This window comes from Rosenbergiella collisarenosi, from assembly GCF_018494085.1.
Lineage (GTDB): Bacteria > Pseudomonadota > Gammaproteobacteria > Enterobacterales > Enterobacteriaceae > Rosenbergiella > Rosenbergiella collisarenosi.
This window is the reverse complement of record NZ_JABBFP010000009.1, coordinates 42,697-56,867: the sequence shown is the minus strand read 5'-3', so window position 1 is coordinate 56,867 and position 14,171 is coordinate 42,697. Positions and strand designations below refer to the sequence as shown.

Annotated in this window: 15 protein-coding genes; 9 read left to right on the top strand and 6 right to left on the bottom strand. The window is 47.8% G+C overall.

The genetic code is table 11. The features are described from left to right. Positions 1-78: 78 nt before the first annotated feature. The 3 genes from gntR to gntU all read left to right on the top strand — a co-directional run bounded on the left by gntR (position 79) and on the right by gntU (position 3,085). Positions 79-1,074 carry a gluconate operon transcriptional repressor GntR gene (gene gntR / locus HGT70_RS13100; RefSeq protein ID WP_071433221.1) on the top strand — a complete coding sequence of 332 codons (996 nt, stop codon included), beginning with the start codon at positions 79-81 and terminating at the stop codon, positions 1,072-1,074. Positions 1,075-1,204: 130 nt separating this feature from the next. Continuing rightward, complete coding sequence (gene gntK / locus HGT70_RS13095) at positions 1,205-1,735, top strand: gluconokinase (protein WP_071433223.1); 531 nt, start codon at positions 1,205-1,207, stop codon at positions 1,733-1,735. A 9-nt stretch (positions 1,736-1,744) separates the two neighbouring features. Then, complete coding sequence (gene gntU / locus HGT70_RS13090; RefSeq protein WP_071433226.1) at positions 1,745-3,085, top strand: gluconate transporter; 1,341 nt, start codon at positions 1,745-1,747, stop codon at positions 3,083-3,085. A 31-nt stretch (positions 3,086-3,116) separates the two neighbouring features. On the opposite strand, the gene HGT70_RS13085 is transcribed toward gntU, so the two are convergent. Further along, the gene (locus HGT70_RS13085) at positions 3,117-3,710 is read right to left on the bottom strand and encodes a YhgN family NAAT transporter (RefSeq protein ID WP_071433228.1); all 594 of its coding nucleotides are present in this window, start codon (positions 3,708-3,710) and stop codon (positions 3,117-3,119) included. 187 nt (positions 3,711-3,897) lie between these two features. Between HGT70_RS13085 and asd the strand changes: the two genes are divergently transcribed. Further along, positions 3,898-5,007: an aspartate-semialdehyde dehydrogenase gene (gene asd, locus HGT70_RS13080; protein WP_214196165.1), complete on the top strand. Its 1,110-nt coding sequence runs from the start codon at positions 3,898-3,900 to the stop codon at positions 5,005-5,007. Positions 5,008-5,054: 47 nt separating this feature from the next. Here the strand turns inward: asd and glpD are convergent, their stop codons facing one another. Then, positions 5,055-6,563: a glycerol-3-phosphate dehydrogenase gene (gene glpD / locus HGT70_RS13075; protein WP_214196164.1), complete on the bottom strand. Its 1,509-nt coding sequence runs from the start codon at positions 6,561-6,563 to the stop codon at positions 5,055-5,057. A gap of 218 nt (positions 6,564-6,781) precedes the next feature. Between glpD and glpE the strand changes: the two genes are divergently transcribed. From glpE to HGT70_RS13060, 3 genes are read left to right on the top strand one after another with little or no spacing between them, the layout of a single operon-like run. After that, entirely contained in the window at positions 6,782-7,105 is a 324-nt protein-coding gene (glpE, locus tag HGT70_RS13070) for a thiosulfate sulfurtransferase GlpE (RefSeq protein WP_071433233.1), read from the top strand. 32 nt (positions 7,106-7,137) lie between these two features. Further along, positions 7,138-7,965, top strand: coding sequence for a rhomboid family intramembrane serine protease GlpG (gene glpG, locus HGT70_RS13065; protein WP_071435191.1), 828 nt, complete (start codon positions 7,138-7,140; stop codon positions 7,963-7,965). A gap of 12 nt (positions 7,966-7,977) precedes the next feature. Further along, entirely contained in the window at positions 7,978-8,736 is a 759-nt protein-coding gene (locus HGT70_RS13060; protein WP_071433235.1) for a DeoR/GlpR family transcriptional regulator, read from the top strand. A 35-nt stretch (positions 8,737-8,771) separates the two neighbouring features. On the opposite strand, the gene nfuA is transcribed toward HGT70_RS13060, so the two are convergent. Both nfuA and HGT70_RS13050 read right to left on the bottom strand, forming a co-directional pair. After that, positions 8,772-9,347 (bottom strand): Fe-S biogenesis protein NfuA, encoded by a 576-nt coding sequence (nfuA, locus tag HGT70_RS13055; protein WP_071433237.1) that lies wholly within the window; start codon positions 9,345-9,347, stop codon positions 8,772-8,774. A gap of 57 nt (positions 9,348-9,404) precedes the next feature. Then, positions 9,405-9,800: a phosphoribosyltransferase family protein gene (locus HGT70_RS13050; RefSeq protein ID WP_157725200.1), complete on the bottom strand. Its 396-nt coding sequence runs from the start codon at positions 9,798-9,800 to the stop codon at positions 9,405-9,407. 317 nt (positions 9,801-10,117) lie between these two features. Here HGT70_RS13050 and bioH point away from each other — a divergent pair, with 317 nt between their 5' ends. Further along, a complete protein-coding gene (gene bioH / locus HGT70_RS13045; RefSeq protein ID WP_214196163.1) occupies positions 10,118-10,882 on the top strand; it encodes a pimeloyl-ACP methyl ester esterase BioH in 765 nt (254 codons plus the stop codon). A gap of 59 nt (positions 10,883-10,941) precedes the next feature. Then, on the top strand, positions 10,942-11,238 hold the full coding sequence (locus HGT70_RS13040) for a putative quinol monooxygenase (protein ID WP_071433243.1): 297 nt from the start codon (positions 10,942-10,944) through the stop codon (positions 11,236-11,238). 38 nt (positions 11,239-11,276) lie between these two features. Here the strand turns inward: HGT70_RS13040 and HGT70_RS13035 are convergent, their stop codons facing one another. Both HGT70_RS13035 and greB read right to left on the bottom strand, forming a co-directional pair. Then, positions 11,277-13,586 carry a Tex family protein gene (locus HGT70_RS13035; RefSeq protein ID WP_214196162.1) on the bottom strand — a complete coding sequence of 770 codons (2,310 nt, stop codon included), beginning with the start codon at positions 13,584-13,586 and terminating at the stop codon, positions 11,277-11,279. A gap of 82 nt (positions 13,587-13,668) precedes the next feature. Then, positions 13,669-14,160: a transcription elongation factor GreB gene (gene greB / locus HGT70_RS13030; protein ID WP_214196161.1), complete on the bottom strand. Its 492-nt coding sequence runs from the start codon at positions 14,158-14,160 to the stop codon at positions 13,669-13,671. Positions 14,161-14,171 lie beyond the last annotated feature (11 nt).

Genomic DNA, 14,171 nt, shown 5'->3' with positions numbered 1-14,171 from the left:
GATAGCCGTCTCTTTTTTTTGGCTAGTGTAAAATAGTGTTACTATTAATCTAACTATACTGACCAAATATTGAGCGTAATGAAGAAAAAAAGGCCCATCTTGCAAGACGTTGCCGACCGTGTTGGCGTGACGAAAATGACGGTCAGCCGCTACCTGCGTAATCCTCAGCAAGTTTCTACTTTACTCGGCGAAAAAATAGCTTTTGCGCTTGATGAGCTTGGCTACATTCCAAATCGTGTACCGGATATGCTGTCGAATGCCACGAGCAGGGCGATAGGGATATTACTCCCTTCACTGACTAACCACGTCTTCGCTGATGTATTACAAGGTATCGAGTCGGTCACAGACAAAGCCGGTTATCAAACGCTAGTGGCTCACTTTGGCTATCAGGTAGAGAAAGAGGAGCGCCAACTTCGTTCTCTTCTTGGTTGGAACGTGGATGGGGTCATCTTAACCGAGCGTCAACATACCCCTGGAACTTTGCGTATGTTAGAGGTGGCCGGGATCCCTGTTGTAGAAATTATGGACTCTTCCTCACCTTATTTAGATATGGCAGTGGGTTTTAATAATATCGAGGCTGCTCGGCAAATGACTGAAAGCATGATAGCGCAGGGGCATCAACATGTTGTCTATTTGGGTGCGCGTCTTGACGAGCGTACCTTACAAAAAAAGACGGGCTATAGTCAGGCTATGGAAGCCGCAGGGCTTATACCTTGTACTGTAATGAGTGAGCAACCCTCCTCATTTAGTACGGGTGGGGAATTACTGAGACTTGCACAACAGCGTTATCCCGATCTCGATGGGATATTCTGTACGAATGACGACCTAGCGATCGGGGCTATGTTTGAGTGCCAACGCCAAGATATTCCCGTTCCTCAGCAGATAGCGATAGCCGGATTCCACGGTCATGATATTACCGAAAATGTCTCGCCAACCTTAGCAACCGTTGTTACGCCTAGGAAAAAGATGGGGAAAATTGCAGCGGAGATGTTATTGAACCGTCTTTCAGGCAAAGACTGTGACTCCCCCTGTGTCGATTTAGGATTTTCCCTCAGAACTGGGGGCAGTATTTAATCATTTTTATGATTCACTTCACAGTTTAGGCCTTTTGTTAACGAATAGATTGCGCTTCAACCGACAAGCTATAACAATAGTTATTAAATTGTTATCGGTAACATCGTGAATGACTAAGGTTGGAGCAGTTATGACAGAAGCCTCTTCTCAGCATTATGTATTTGTCCTGATGGGTGTCTCAGGCAGTGGAAAATCGGTAGTTGCAAGCCAAGTCTCACAACAGCTACAGACTGCTTTCCTAGACGGTGATTTTTTACATCCGCGTGCCAATATTTTGAAAATGGCAGAAGGCGAACCCTTGAATGATCAAGACAGGGCGCCTTGGTTGCAAGCTATCAACGATGCGGCCTTTGCCATGCAGCGTACGCAAAAAGTTTCGATCATCGTTTGCTCCTCGTTGAAAAAAAGCTATCGCGATATTCTGCGTAATGGTAATAAAAATCTTAAGTTTATCTATTTGAAAGGCGACTTCGAGACTATCGAACAGCGTTTAAAGGCGCGTAAAGGCCACTTTTTCAAAACAAATATGTTAGTGACTCAATTCGATACATTGGAAGAACCGAATGGTTCAGAAGCTGATGTATTAGTCGTTGATATTAGCCATTCACTAGATGATGTCATTGCTGAAACTGTTGCAACGATAAAAACTAATATCCAATAAGGTCGATTCATGAGCACGGCAACACTTGTATTAACGGCAGCAGGCTCTGTCATACTGCTCCTATTTTTAGTCATGAAGGCACGAATGCACGCGTTCGTCGCCTTAATGCTCGTTTCGGTTGGCGCCGGTATTTTTTCAGGGATGCCCCTCGATAAAATTACCGAAACTATGCAAAAAGGGATGGGCGGTACGCTGGGTTTCCTCGCGGTCGTTGTCGCCCTAGGCGCGATGTTTGGCAAAATACTGCATGAAACGGGTGCTGTTGACCAAATTGCGATTCGTATGTTGAAGACCTTTGGCGAAAAACGCTCGCATTATGCAATGGGGGCGGCTGGTTTTATCTGCGCATTACCGCTGTTTTTCGAAGTTGCTATTGTATTACTTATTAGTATTGCATTTGCCGTGGCTCGCCGTACTAATGACAATATGGTTAAACTTGTTATTCCCCTTTTTGCTGGGGTTGCCGCCGCCGCGGCGTTTGTGCTCCCTGGCCCTGCACCTATGCTACTCGCCTCTCAGATGCATGCAGATTTTGGTTGGATGATCCTACTCGGTCTCTGTGCCGCGATTCCGGGAATGCTTATCGCCGGGCCGCTTTTCGGTAATTTTATTGCTAAGCGTGTACAATTTGCCTCCCCTGCGGCAGATAGTTTCCCCGAGGTGGCTAAGGACAAACTGCCGTCTTTCGGATTTAGTCTCTCGTTGATCCTGTTTCCACTGATTTTGGTGGGCTTGAAAACTATTGCTGCCAATTTTATTGATAAGGGAAGTCGCCTCTACGAATGCTTCGAGTTTATCGGACACCCGTTTATCGCTATCCTTATCGCGGTTCTGATCACTATCTACGGCCTGGCCTACCGCCAGGGTATGGATAAGTCACGCGTCATGGCAATCTGCGGTGAAGCCCTACAACCTGCCGGGATCATTCTTCTAGTGATTGGTGCCGGAGGGGTCTTCAAGCAGGTACTGGTCGACTCGGGTGTCGGGCCTGCGCTTGGCCATTCACTAACGGGGTTAGGGCTACCGGTCGCGCTCTCTTGTTTCATTCTGGCGGGTGTCGTACGGATTATTCAAGGCTCTGCTACCGTCGCGTGCTTGACCGCCGTTGGACTGATCATGCCAGTGATTGAGCCTCTTCACTATAGCGGTGCCCAGCTAGCTGCACTCTCAATCTGTATTGGCGGGGGGTCGATTATCGTTAGCCATGTAAACGATGCCGGTTTCTGGTTATTTGGACGCTTTACTGGAGCGACAGAGGTTGAAACCTTAAAAACATGGACGATGATGGAAACGATCCTCGGTATAACGGGGGGTATCATTGGCATGATTGCCTTTGAATTGCTCTCCTAATCCAAAAAAAGGGCCGCTAAGCGGCCCTTTTTCATAGCTTCATATATGCCCGTATCCCATCTAAGAACATCTGTGTCGCAATCATAATTAGAATCAGCCCCATTAGCCGCTCTAGCGCATTAACCCCTTTCGAGCCCAATAGACGTAAGAACAGACCTGACATCATTAGAATGGCCGCGGTAATTCCCCAAGCGACAAATAACGCGATCACCAACATTCCCATATCGCCAGGATATTGATGTGACATCAGCATCAATGTTGCAAGTAATGAAGGTCCTGCCAATAAAGGGATGGCGAGAGGGACTAAGAAAGGTTCTTCTCCAGCGGGTAAGCCCGATGTGTTTGACTCAGGTGACGGAAATATCATCTTAATGGCAATCAAGAATAGAATGATGCCCCCAGAAATAGAAACCGTTTCAGCTCTTAGGTTCAAGAAGGACAGCATTCTTTCGCCAGTGAACAAAAACAGTAGCATAATGAATAAAGCAATCAGCAGTTCTCGAATAATAATGACGCGCCGGCGCTTCGGATCAATATGCTTCAATACCGACATAAAAATGGGAAGATTTCCCAGCGGATCCATAATTAAGATGAGTAAAACGGCCGCAGAAAAAAGTTCAGTCATGGGGAATAGCTATCCTTACGCGTCGTCAGTATTAGGCAGATGATAAATTAAGCACTGATTATCGATTTTTTTCACTTGCTAGTACGTCCAGTTTTTGTAGAGTTTGATAGTATCATTCCCATCGGTGGGAGTGCAGACATATCCATCTAGCGATATGCAGCATATTTATAATTACAGCAGGCACATCATGAAAAATGTAGGGTTTATTGGATGGCGTGGCATGGTGGGTTCCGTGCTTATGTCGCGCATGAATGAAGAAAATGACTTCTCTGTCATTAATCCAGTCTTTTTTTCGACTTCACAGCATGGTCAGCCAGCGCCTGTCTTTGCAGGACATCGCCAAGGGACTTTACAAGATGCTTATGATATCGATGCGTTAAAGAGCCTTGATATCATCGTTACCTGCCAAGGTGGTGACTATACGGGCGATGTATATCCACGGTTACGTCAAGCGGGCTGGCAAGGATACTGGATCGATGCCGCGTCAACGCTGCGTATGGCAGATGATGCAATCATTATCCTCGATCCAGTGAACCAGAAAGTCATTGCAGAAGGGATTGACCGGGGTGTGAAGACATTTGTCGGCGGCAACTGTACCGTCAGTTTAATGTTGATGTCGCTGGGCGGCCTCTTTACCCAAAACTTAGTAGAGTGGGCGTCGGTAGCGACTTATCAGGCGGCATCAGGGGGCGGGGCTCGTCATATGCGTGAGCTTTTAACGCAGATGGGTATGCTCCACAACCATGTTGCCACCACGTTACAGAACCCGGCTTCCGCGATACTTAATATCGAACGTAGCGTCACTGACTTTACTCGTTCGGGTACTTTACCGACCGATAATTTTGGCGTCCCTCTAGCCGGTAGCCTCATTCCTTGGATTGATAAGCAACTTCCGAATGGCCAAAGCAAAGAAGAATGGAAAGGCCAAGCAGAAACAAATAAGATTTTAGCGACACAGCAGATTATTCCTGTTGATGGACTCTGTGTGCGAGTCGGAGCGCTGCGTTGCCATAGTCAGGCTTTTACCCTCAAGCTTAAGCAAGATATCCCTCTAGCAGAGATTGAGCAGATGCTTGGGGCTCATAATCCTTGGGTCAAAGTTATTCCTAATGATCGTGAGCTAACGATGCGTGAACTGACTCCAGCCGCAGTCACAGGTACGCTCTCAACACCAGTAGGGCGCCTGCGTAAACTCAATATGGGACCAGAGTACCTCTCAGCATTTACAGTGGGAGACCAGTTACTTTGGGGGGCGGCAGAGCCATTAAGACGAATGGTTCGTCAGCTCGTCGGCTAAGACGCAAAAACCGGGCAGAGCCCGGTTTTTTTATAGTGGTTATTATCTTACAAGGTCACAGCGGTCGCTGAGGATGATAGATACCGGGCTAACCAGCTTGCGACATCAGACTGTTGATCTGGCGCCAGCCACATCCCTTGCTTCGTCCTACGCCATAGTGCATCTTCAGCAGTACGTACCCACTCGTGATCGACCAAGTAACGGAGTTCTGTTTCATAAAAGCCGTGGCCGAAATCTTGCCCTAACTGTTCTAGACTAGTGATGCCCTTGAGTAATTTGTCAGTATCACTTCCATAGGTTCTGGCGTAATGGCGAGCCATCTCTGCGCTAATAAACGGATAGCGTTTACGTAAGTGTTGGGTAAATTCCTCACGGGTCCCGGTAAAGTGACCTCCCGGTAAGACACACTCTTTAGTCCAAGCCGGCCCGATATTCGGATAGTACTTAGTTAACTTCTCGAGAGCGTGTTCCGCAAGTTTACGATAAGTCGTCAGTTTTCCGCCGAAAACGGAGAGAAGCGGTGCCTTACCCTGCTCGTCATGGACGTCAAGAGTATAATCACGAGTGATGGCTTGTGGTGAGTCCGATTCATCATCACACAGCGGGCGCACACCGGAGTAACTCCACACAATATCCTCGGTACTTAGTTGGCGCTTAAAGTATTGGTTATAAACCTTGAGCAGATATGCAGTTTCTTTCTCGTCGATCTTCACCGCGAGAGGATCCCCTTTGTACTCGACATCTGTGGTACCGATAATCGAGAACTCATCCATCCACGGGATAACGAAGACGATCCGGTTATCTTCGTTTTGCAGAATGTAGGCTTGCTTTTCATCATGGACTTTAGGCACCACTATATGGCTACCTTTGATCAGTCGTATGCCGTAAGGTGATTTAATCGTTAACTGATTATCGAAAATATCTTTAACCCAAGGGCCTGCCGCATTAACCAATCCTTTGGCCTGCCAGCGTAACACTTCACCCGTATCAATATTTTCGGCCTCAACCTGCCATAGGCCATTTTCTCGCCAAGCGCGAGTGACTCGCGTACGAGTACGGACTTCACCACCTTTCTCAACCACTTCTTGAGCATTAACGACCACCATTCGTGCATCGTCTACCCAGCAGTCTGAATATTCAAACCCTTTTGTTGTCTCCGGTTTGAGTGCCGAATCCGACCCAAATTTAAGACTTTGGCTAGCGGGGAGGCTGGTACGCTTACCGAGGTGATCATACATAAATAGCCCGACACGGATCATCCATGCTGGACGCAGATGGGGTTGGTGCGGTAAACGAAAGCGCATAGGGAAGGCCAGCTGCGGCGCCATTTTTAATAAAACTTCGCGTTCCGCAAGGGCTTCGCTCACTAAGCGAAATTCGTAATGTTCGAGATAGCGTAAGCCGCCATGAATGAGTTTCGAACTTGCCGAAGAGGTTGCACAGGCAAAGTCTTTTGCTTCGAGCAGTAATACGGATAAGCCGCGCCCTGCCGCATCGACCGCGATGCCAGCCCCATTAATACCGCCACCAATCACAATCAAGTCTTTGGTTTCCACGTGCACTCCTCGCTCATTGGCCTTCGATAATGTTCGTTTTCGAAAATATAATAATCGAAAGCAAACATATTTGCCAATATTTAACCATTAAAAAACATATTAGCGTGATACAACTAACATTTAGGTGAGGTGGATTTTGAATCGTGAGGGGGAAAAGGTTAATCGAGGCGAAATTACGGGTACACTATATGAAACCTAGAATAACGTTGAGAAGAATTATGGACACCTACGAATGCATTGATGTACTCACTGCAGAGAAGTACTTACAAGAAGGAGCGCGTTTAGTCGATATTCGCGATCCGCAGAGTTTTGAACGCGCGCACATTCGCGGCGCGTTTCATTTAACAAATGGTTCATTGAATCAGTTTGTAGAAGAGAGTGACTTCGATCAACGAGTGCTGGTCTTGTGCTATCACGGGAACAGCAGTAAAGGCGCGGCTCAATACCTCCTTAACCAAGGATTTGACCAAGTGTATAGTGTCGATGGGGGCTTTGATGCGTGGTACGCACGTTTCCCCAGCCAAATAGTTAATGAAGCTTAATTCCGATTAAACAAGGTAGTGAAGACGTTATGGTGCGAGTGACAGAATTTACAAATCCGCGTATGGCCTATGCTTTTGTTGATTATATGGCGACGCAGGGCATCAAGCTACACATTGAGCAGCAAGAGAATTACGTTTTATTTCTAGATGACGAGCAGAAAGTAGAGGCGGTAAACACTGCACTACAGCAGTTCATTCGTGACCCTTCAAATCCTCGGTACCTTGCGGCAAGTTGGCAAAGCGGGCGAGCTGGCACTCGCCTCGGTTATCCGAAGGCTGATTTATGGCGCAATATTAAAGATCGGGCCGGGCCTCTGACGCTGACGGTAATGGCATTAGTGATTGTGGTCTATCTCCTCTTAATGTTCGTGGGTGAGCAGCCGTTTTTTTATTGGCTCAGTTGGCCGGCGGATAACACACAAGGTCTACAGGTTTGGCGCTGGGTCAGTCATATTTTTATTCACTTCAGTCTAATGCAGGTCGTGTTTAATATCATGTGGTGGTGGTATTTAGGCGGTGTGATTGAGAAGCGCCTAGGCAGTGGTAAATTATTCGTAATTACCGTTATCGCTGCTTTATTATCCGGGTGGATGCAAGCTAAATTTAGCGGCATCTGGTTTGGAGGGCTTTCGGGAGTCGTCTATGCGCTGATGGGATATAGCTGGTTACGCGGCGAACGGGACCCGGAAAGTGGTATTTATTTGGAACGGGGCTTAATCGTTTTTGCGCTACTCTGGCTTGCGGCTGGATATTACGGTGTCTTCGGTAATCCGATGAGTAATATGGCCTATATTGTTGGATTAGTCATTGGGTTAGCTATGGCGTTTGTTGATAGCCAAACCGCTCTTAAAAAGCGTTAGCAAGGATTTTCGATGAAACAGACGCAGAGACACGATGCTATCGTTGAGTTGGTGAAACGCCAGGGGTATGTGAGCACTGAAGAACTCGTCGAGTTCTTTTCTGTTACCCCACAAACTATCCGCCGCGACCTTAATGATCTCGCGGAACAAAACTTGATCCAACGTCATCATGGGGGAGCAGCCCTCCCTTCGAGTGCGGAAAATACGGATTGGCATGATAGAAAGATGATGCACTCAAGTGCCAAAACCCGTATTGCGATGAAAGTCGCTCAGCAGATACCGGACGGCTCGACGCTCTTTATCGATATCGGTACCACGCCCGAAGCGGTTGCTCACGCTTTAATGAACCATCGTAATCTGCAAATCGTGACAAATAATCTCAATGTCGCACAGTTGATGATGGCCAAGACCGATTTTCGCGTCATTATTGCTGGGGGAACCCTACGTGCTAGGGATGGAGGGATTATTGGTGAAGCGACAATGGATTTTATCTCGCAGTTTCGGCTCGACTTCGGCGTCATTGGGATCAGCGGTATTGATGAGGCGGGGACGATGCTTGAGTTCGATTATCACGAGGTTCGCACTAAGCGGGCTATCATTGAGAACTCACGCTGTGTCATGTTGGTGACCGATGGCTCTAAATTTGGGCGAAAGGCGATGGTGAGTTTGGGGGGGATGGAGACGCTTGATACTCTCTTCACAGATAAACTGCCACCTGAGCCTATACTGAATTTACTTTCTCAGCATGCGGTTAAACTCGAGATTTGTTAAAGCGTCTGCCCGAGCGCTCGGGCAGACATGCTAGTCTAGTAATAAGAATGCTCACCACGCTCGTGTTCAGTCAGATCGCGGACACCCTTAAGTTCAGGGAAGGTCGCCAGTAACTCTTTTTCAATACCTTCCTTGAGTGTCACATCGACCATTGAACAGCCGTTACATCCGCCGCCAAATTGTAGAATAGCGTAGCCCTCGGGCGTGATCTCCATTAGCGAAACCTTTCCGCCGTGACTTGCAAGTTGCGGATTGATCTGTGCCTGTAACTGGTACTCAACACGTTCGATCAACGGCGCATCGTCAGAAACCTTACGCATTTTTGCGTTTGGAGCTTTCAATGTGAGCTGAGAGCCGAGGTTATCGGTGACGAAATCGATTTCCGCCTCATCCAAATAAGGGGCGCTGAGTTCATCGACATAAGCGGTAAGAAATTCGTATTTTAATTCGGTATCCGTACTTTCTACTGCATCAGGCGGGCAGTAAGATACGCCGCATTCGGCAGTGGGAGTTCCAGGGTTGATGACGAAGACACGTATTTGGGTGCCAGGCTCTTGTTTAGTGAGCAATTTTGCAAAATGTTGTTGGGCTGTATCGGTTATATGAATCATATGACATCGCTCAATGTAATCTATGTTTAAAGTTATCTTACGCGCATCACTGCGACTCTACAAGGTACGGCACAGGCACCATACTTGCACGCTCGCAACCCGCTGTAGCTGGAGAAGTTCGACAATTTCTCTCGCCGTTGCTCCGGTTGTCACGACATCATCGACGAGCGCGACATGACGATCACGGAGATCGGCGCAGATGTCGTAGACATGTTTTTGGTTACTCTGTCGTTGTGCACGCCCTAGGGTATGCTGGGCCACTCTGATTTGGTTACACCGCAAGGCATCAGGCCAATATGTACACGCGAGCCAACGGGCAAGAGGTCGGGCGAGAAGGTCGCTTTGATTGAAACCTCGCTGGCGATAGCGCTTGGGATGTAAAGGAACGGCGACAATAGTATCCGGCTTGCGCCATAGATAGTGGCGTCGGTAACGCAAATAGTTTAGCAACATCAATCTCGAAAGCGTGGCGGCAAGTGCGGTATGCGATGAAAACTTAAACTGGTGAAGAAGTTTGCTGAGAGGTGGGGAATAATTACCCGCAGCGACAGTGCCTTGCCAAGATATAGATCGAGGGTGACAAACGGGACAGTCTCCAACGACTGACTCGCTCGGTAATGCACATCGTAAACATCGAGGCTGATCGAGGGTTAATTTTTTCTCGCATCGGTAACAAATCCCTACTGCGGAATGCCAAACCGGTAGCATACATATCCAACACCTACTTTTGATTGTTAACATAGCGCTATACCTCCAGGAGAAAAGAGAATATGAGCCTATTTACCCAACGTTATGGAACAGGAGATCGCTCACTTGTGCTGCTGCACGGGTGGGGATTGAACTCGCAAGTCTGGGATTTCATTTTAGCGCCACTTAGCGCGCACTTTACTATTACGTTAGTCGATCTACCCGGTTACGGGCGAAGCCAGCCTTTCCCTGTGTTGAGTCTCAAGGACATGGCGAAAGAGGTCGCACAAATCGTCCCCTCTCAGAGCGTGGTAGTAGGGTGGTCACTGGGCGGCTTAGTTGCCACGCAAATAGCCCTCGAATGTAAGGATAAAGTCAAACAGCTGATCCTCGTTGCGTCATCACCCTGTTTCATTGAAAAAGAGGCATGGCCAGGGATAAAACCTCAAGTATTAGATGACTTCCAACTGCAATTAGCGACCAATTTTCGGCGAACGATTGAACGCTTTATTACCCTACAAAGCTTGGGAACGGCTAATGCCTCACTCAACACCAAAACATTAAAACAGGCAATTATCGATCAACCGCAAGCCTCGTTAGCCGTACTTGAGCAGGGCCTGAAAATTTTACAACAGAGCGATCTACGTGAAAACGTTGCAAATGTTGACGTTCCAACATTACGGATTTATGGAGCATTAGACAGCTTAGTCCCTCGTAGGAGTATGCCTCAGACCGATATTTTGTGGCCAAATAGCCAATCGGTTGTCATAGAACAGGCGGCCCATGCCCCATTTATTTCACATCCTGATCGGTTCTGCGCGGAAATTTTGAAATTTATTGATGAGTAGGAAGTTATACGGGTAGCGTTCTACACTAATAGAAACATGAATGAAGCGAGGAACTAATCATGCAGCCCTTAATCAACGTTATTGCTTATATTACGGCCAATCCGGGGAGCGAGAGTGTCGTTCTGCGTGCACTTAAAACTGCAGAGCGCGAGGCGCAAGCGGAAGCTGGATGCCAGTCTTATGTACTTACACAAGATACTCAGCAGGATAATCGCTACGTGATGCTGGAATGCTGGAGTAGTCAAGAGGCTCTGGACACCCATATGCAGCAGCCTGCCTTCAAACAACTCATTAAAGACATCGATGGCTTGGCTGAACTAGAAGTCGTTGTAACCAAAACATTGGGTGAGTTATAGAAAGAGCAATCCTACCCTCGGGTAGGATTGCTACAGCTTTACTTTTTCTTCAGTGCGGCGGCGAGTGCATCGCCCATCGCGCTATTACCCTGCGTCGCGGACTGGCGCGATGCCTGACGGGCTTGCTTAGGGGGCGTTTTTTCAGGGGCAGGGCTACGACGTGTTGAGGCTTCACCAGGTTGCTCGTCAAGTTTCATGGTTAGCGCGATACGTTTTCGACCAAGATCGACATCAAGTACCTTCACCTTAACAATTTCCCCGGTCTTAATGACTTCATGTGGATCGCTAACAAAGCGGTTAGCGAGCGAAGAAATATGGACTAAGCCGTCTTGGTGAACACCGATATCGACGAATGCCCCGAAATTGGTCACATTTGTCACTGTACCCTCTAAAATTAACCCTGGGGTAAGATCATCCATCGTTTCGATACCTTCGGCAAAGGTGGCCGTCTTGAATTCTGGACGAGGATCGCGACCTGGCTTCTCAAGTTCTTTGAGAATATCGTTAACGGTAGGCAGACCAAAACGTTCATCAGTAAACTGAGAGGCGGATAAAGCGCGAATGGCAGTGCTATTACCCATTAGCGAAGCGAGTTGCTCATCAGTCTGCGCAATAATTCGCTCAACCACAGGATAGGCTTCAGGGTGAACCGTAGAAGCATCGAGTGGATTATCACCTTGGTTGATCCGTAAGAAGCCCGCACACTGCTCAAAAGCTTTTGGCCCAAGCCGGGTTACTTTAAGGAGTTGCTGGCGGTTCATAAAGCGGCCGTGTTCATCGCGCCACTGCACAATATTTTGCGCAATCATGCGGGTTAAACCGGCGACACGAGTTAGGAGAGGAACCGACGCAGTATTGAGATCTACGCCTACGGCATTAACACAGTCTTCGACGACCGTATCCAGTTTTTTTGCGAGTTGAGTCTGACTCACATCGTGTTGATACTGGCCGACACCGATAGATTTAGGATCTATTTTTACTAGCTCTGCTAAAGGATCTTGCAGTCGGCGGGCGATTGAAACAGCACCGCGCAGCGAAACATCGAGGTTTGGAAATTCTAATGCGGCCAGTTCAGATGCAGAGTAAACCGATGCACCCGCTTCACTGACAATCACTTTTTCAGCTTTTACACCGGGAAACTGTTTTTTAAGTTCAATGAAAAAGCGCTCGGTTTCCCGGGAGGCGGTGCCATTACCAATCGCAACCAACTCGACATTATGCCGCTGACAGAGCGTGGCTACTGCCGTGGCAGCTTTGGCGGCTTGGCCCGTGTGTGGATAAACGGTATCGGTCGCCACCAGTTTACCTGTTGCATCAACAACCGCTACTTTGACCCCAGTACGTAGCCCTGGATCGAGTCCCATCGTGGCACGCATTCCTGCCGGTGCTGCCATCAGTAGTGCATTGAGGTTACGTGCAAAAACATCGATCGCTTCAAGTTCGGCCTGCTCACGTAATGTGCCCATCAACTCGGTTTCTAAGTGTAGTAACACTTTTATCTTCCACGTCCAGCTAATGACTGACTTGCGCCAGGTGTCACTTGCTGCATTACCGATGCGGACTTGTAAGTGTTCGCTGATTAACGTCTCACCGAAGCTCTCTTTTGGCGTTTCTTCACTGTGAGGATCTGGGTTCAGTGAAAGTTGTAAGACTCCCTCATTTCGCCCACGAAGCATGGCAAGTACTCGGTGGGAAGGGGTGGTCGCAAGAAGTTCGTGATGATCGAAATAGTCCCGAAACTTTGCCCCCTCTTCTTCCTTACCTGGAGCGACTTTCGATACCAGATGAGCATTTTTCCAGAGATACTGCCGAACTTTAGCTAATAGAGAAGCATCTTCAGCGAATTTCTCCATTAAGATATAGCGAGCGCCATCTAACGCACTTCGCGTATCGCTTATACCTTTTTCGCTATCAATAAACTCTGCAGCAGTAGTTTCAGGGTCAAGCTGCGGGGATACCCATAACTTTTCGGCCAACGGCTCTAGACCGGCTTCAATCGCTATTTGTCCTCGCGTACGGCGCTTGGGTTTATAAGGGAGATAAAGATCTTCCAGTTCCGTTTTGCTTAATACAGAATGTAAAGAATGAGATAACTCTTCAGTGAGTTTTCCTTGTTCCGAAATAGAGTTGAGGATAGTTTGTCGACGATCCTCCAGTTCTCGTAAGTAGGTAAGGCGAGCTTCTAATTGACGCAGTTGGGTATCATCAAGCCCCCCCGTCACTTCTTTACGATAACGCGCAATAAAAGGGACGGTATTCCCTTCGTCGTAAAGTTTTATCGTGGCATCGACTTGTTCAACGCGGACCTGTAATTCGTTAGCAATGATCTGACTTAACGGCTTTTTCATTGTGGCTCGTAGCTTTCAAGGAAGTAAATTTTCTGACAGTTATACGGCGATGCTCTATGAATTTCCAGTCTGGCTGTACAGATTAAGGATTTTCCTGAGGTGTATCGGGATAACTGATATGATTGACGTACCATACCGCTGGACCTGCAGGTGTTTGTACGGTCGCGCTATCGCCAACCTCTTTTTTAAGCAGGGCTCTCGCCATTGGCGAGTCGATCGAGATATAGTCATTACGACCAAATATTTCGTCGTAGCCGACGATGCGAAAGGTGAGGGTATCCCCGTCATCATTCTCAATGGCCACTTGTGCACCAAAGAAAACTTTACCCTCTTGTTGAGGGGAGTAGTCGACAATACGTAGCGATTCGAGGCTTTTACGTAGATAGCGAACTCGGCGATCGATCTCTCTTAAACGCTTTTTATTATATTGGTAGTCAGCATTTTCACTACGATCGCCCAAACTGGCTGCCCAAGTGACTTTCTTTGTCACTTCTGGCCGCTCTTCTCGCCACAGCTGGTCGAGCTCTTGTTTCAGTTTGTTGTAGCCTGCACGAGTGATAAGTTGGGTTTTCACACTATTTTCCT

Coding starts and splice junctions, on each gene's coding strand:
- gntR (WP_071433221.1), top strand. CDS start 79: ATGAAGAAAAAAAGGCCCATCTTGCAAGACGTTGCCGACCGTGTTGGC.
- gntK (WP_071433223.1), top strand. CDS start 1,205: ATGACAGAAGCCTCTTCTCAGCATTATGTATTTGTCCTGATGGGTGTC.
- gntU (WP_071433226.1), top strand. CDS start 1,745: ATGAGCACGGCAACACTTGTATTAACGGCAGCAGGCTCTGTCATACTG.
- HGT70_RS13085 (WP_071433228.1), bottom strand. CDS start 3,710: ATGACTGAACTTTTTTCTGCGGCCGTTTTACTCATCTTAATTATGGAT.
- asd (WP_214196165.1), top strand. CDS start 3,898: ATGAAAAATGTAGGGTTTATTGGATGGCGTGGCATGGTGGGTTCCGTG.
- glpE (WP_071433233.1), top strand. CDS start 6,782: ATGGACACCTACGAATGCATTGATGTACTCACTGCAGAGAAGTACTTA.
- HGT70_RS13060 (WP_071433235.1), top strand. CDS start 7,978: ATGAAACAGACGCAGAGACACGATGCTATCGTTGAGTTGGTGAAACGC.
- nfuA (WP_071433237.1), bottom strand. CDS start 9,347: ATGATTCATATAACCGATACAGCCCAACAACATTTTGCAAAATTGCTC.
- HGT70_RS13050 (WP_157725200.1), bottom strand. CDS start 9,800: ATGTTGCTAAACTATTTGCGTTACCGACGCCACTATCTATGGCGCAAG.
- bioH (WP_214196163.1), top strand. CDS start 10,118: ATGAGCCTATTTACCCAACGTTATGGAACAGGAGATCGCTCACTTGTG.
- HGT70_RS13040 (WP_071433243.1), top strand. CDS start 10,942: ATGCAGCCCTTAATCAACGTTATTGCTTATATTACGGCCAATCCGGGG.
- HGT70_RS13035 (WP_214196162.1), bottom strand. CDS start 13,586: ATGAAAAAGCCGTTAAGTCAGATCATTGCTAACGAATTACAGGTCCGC.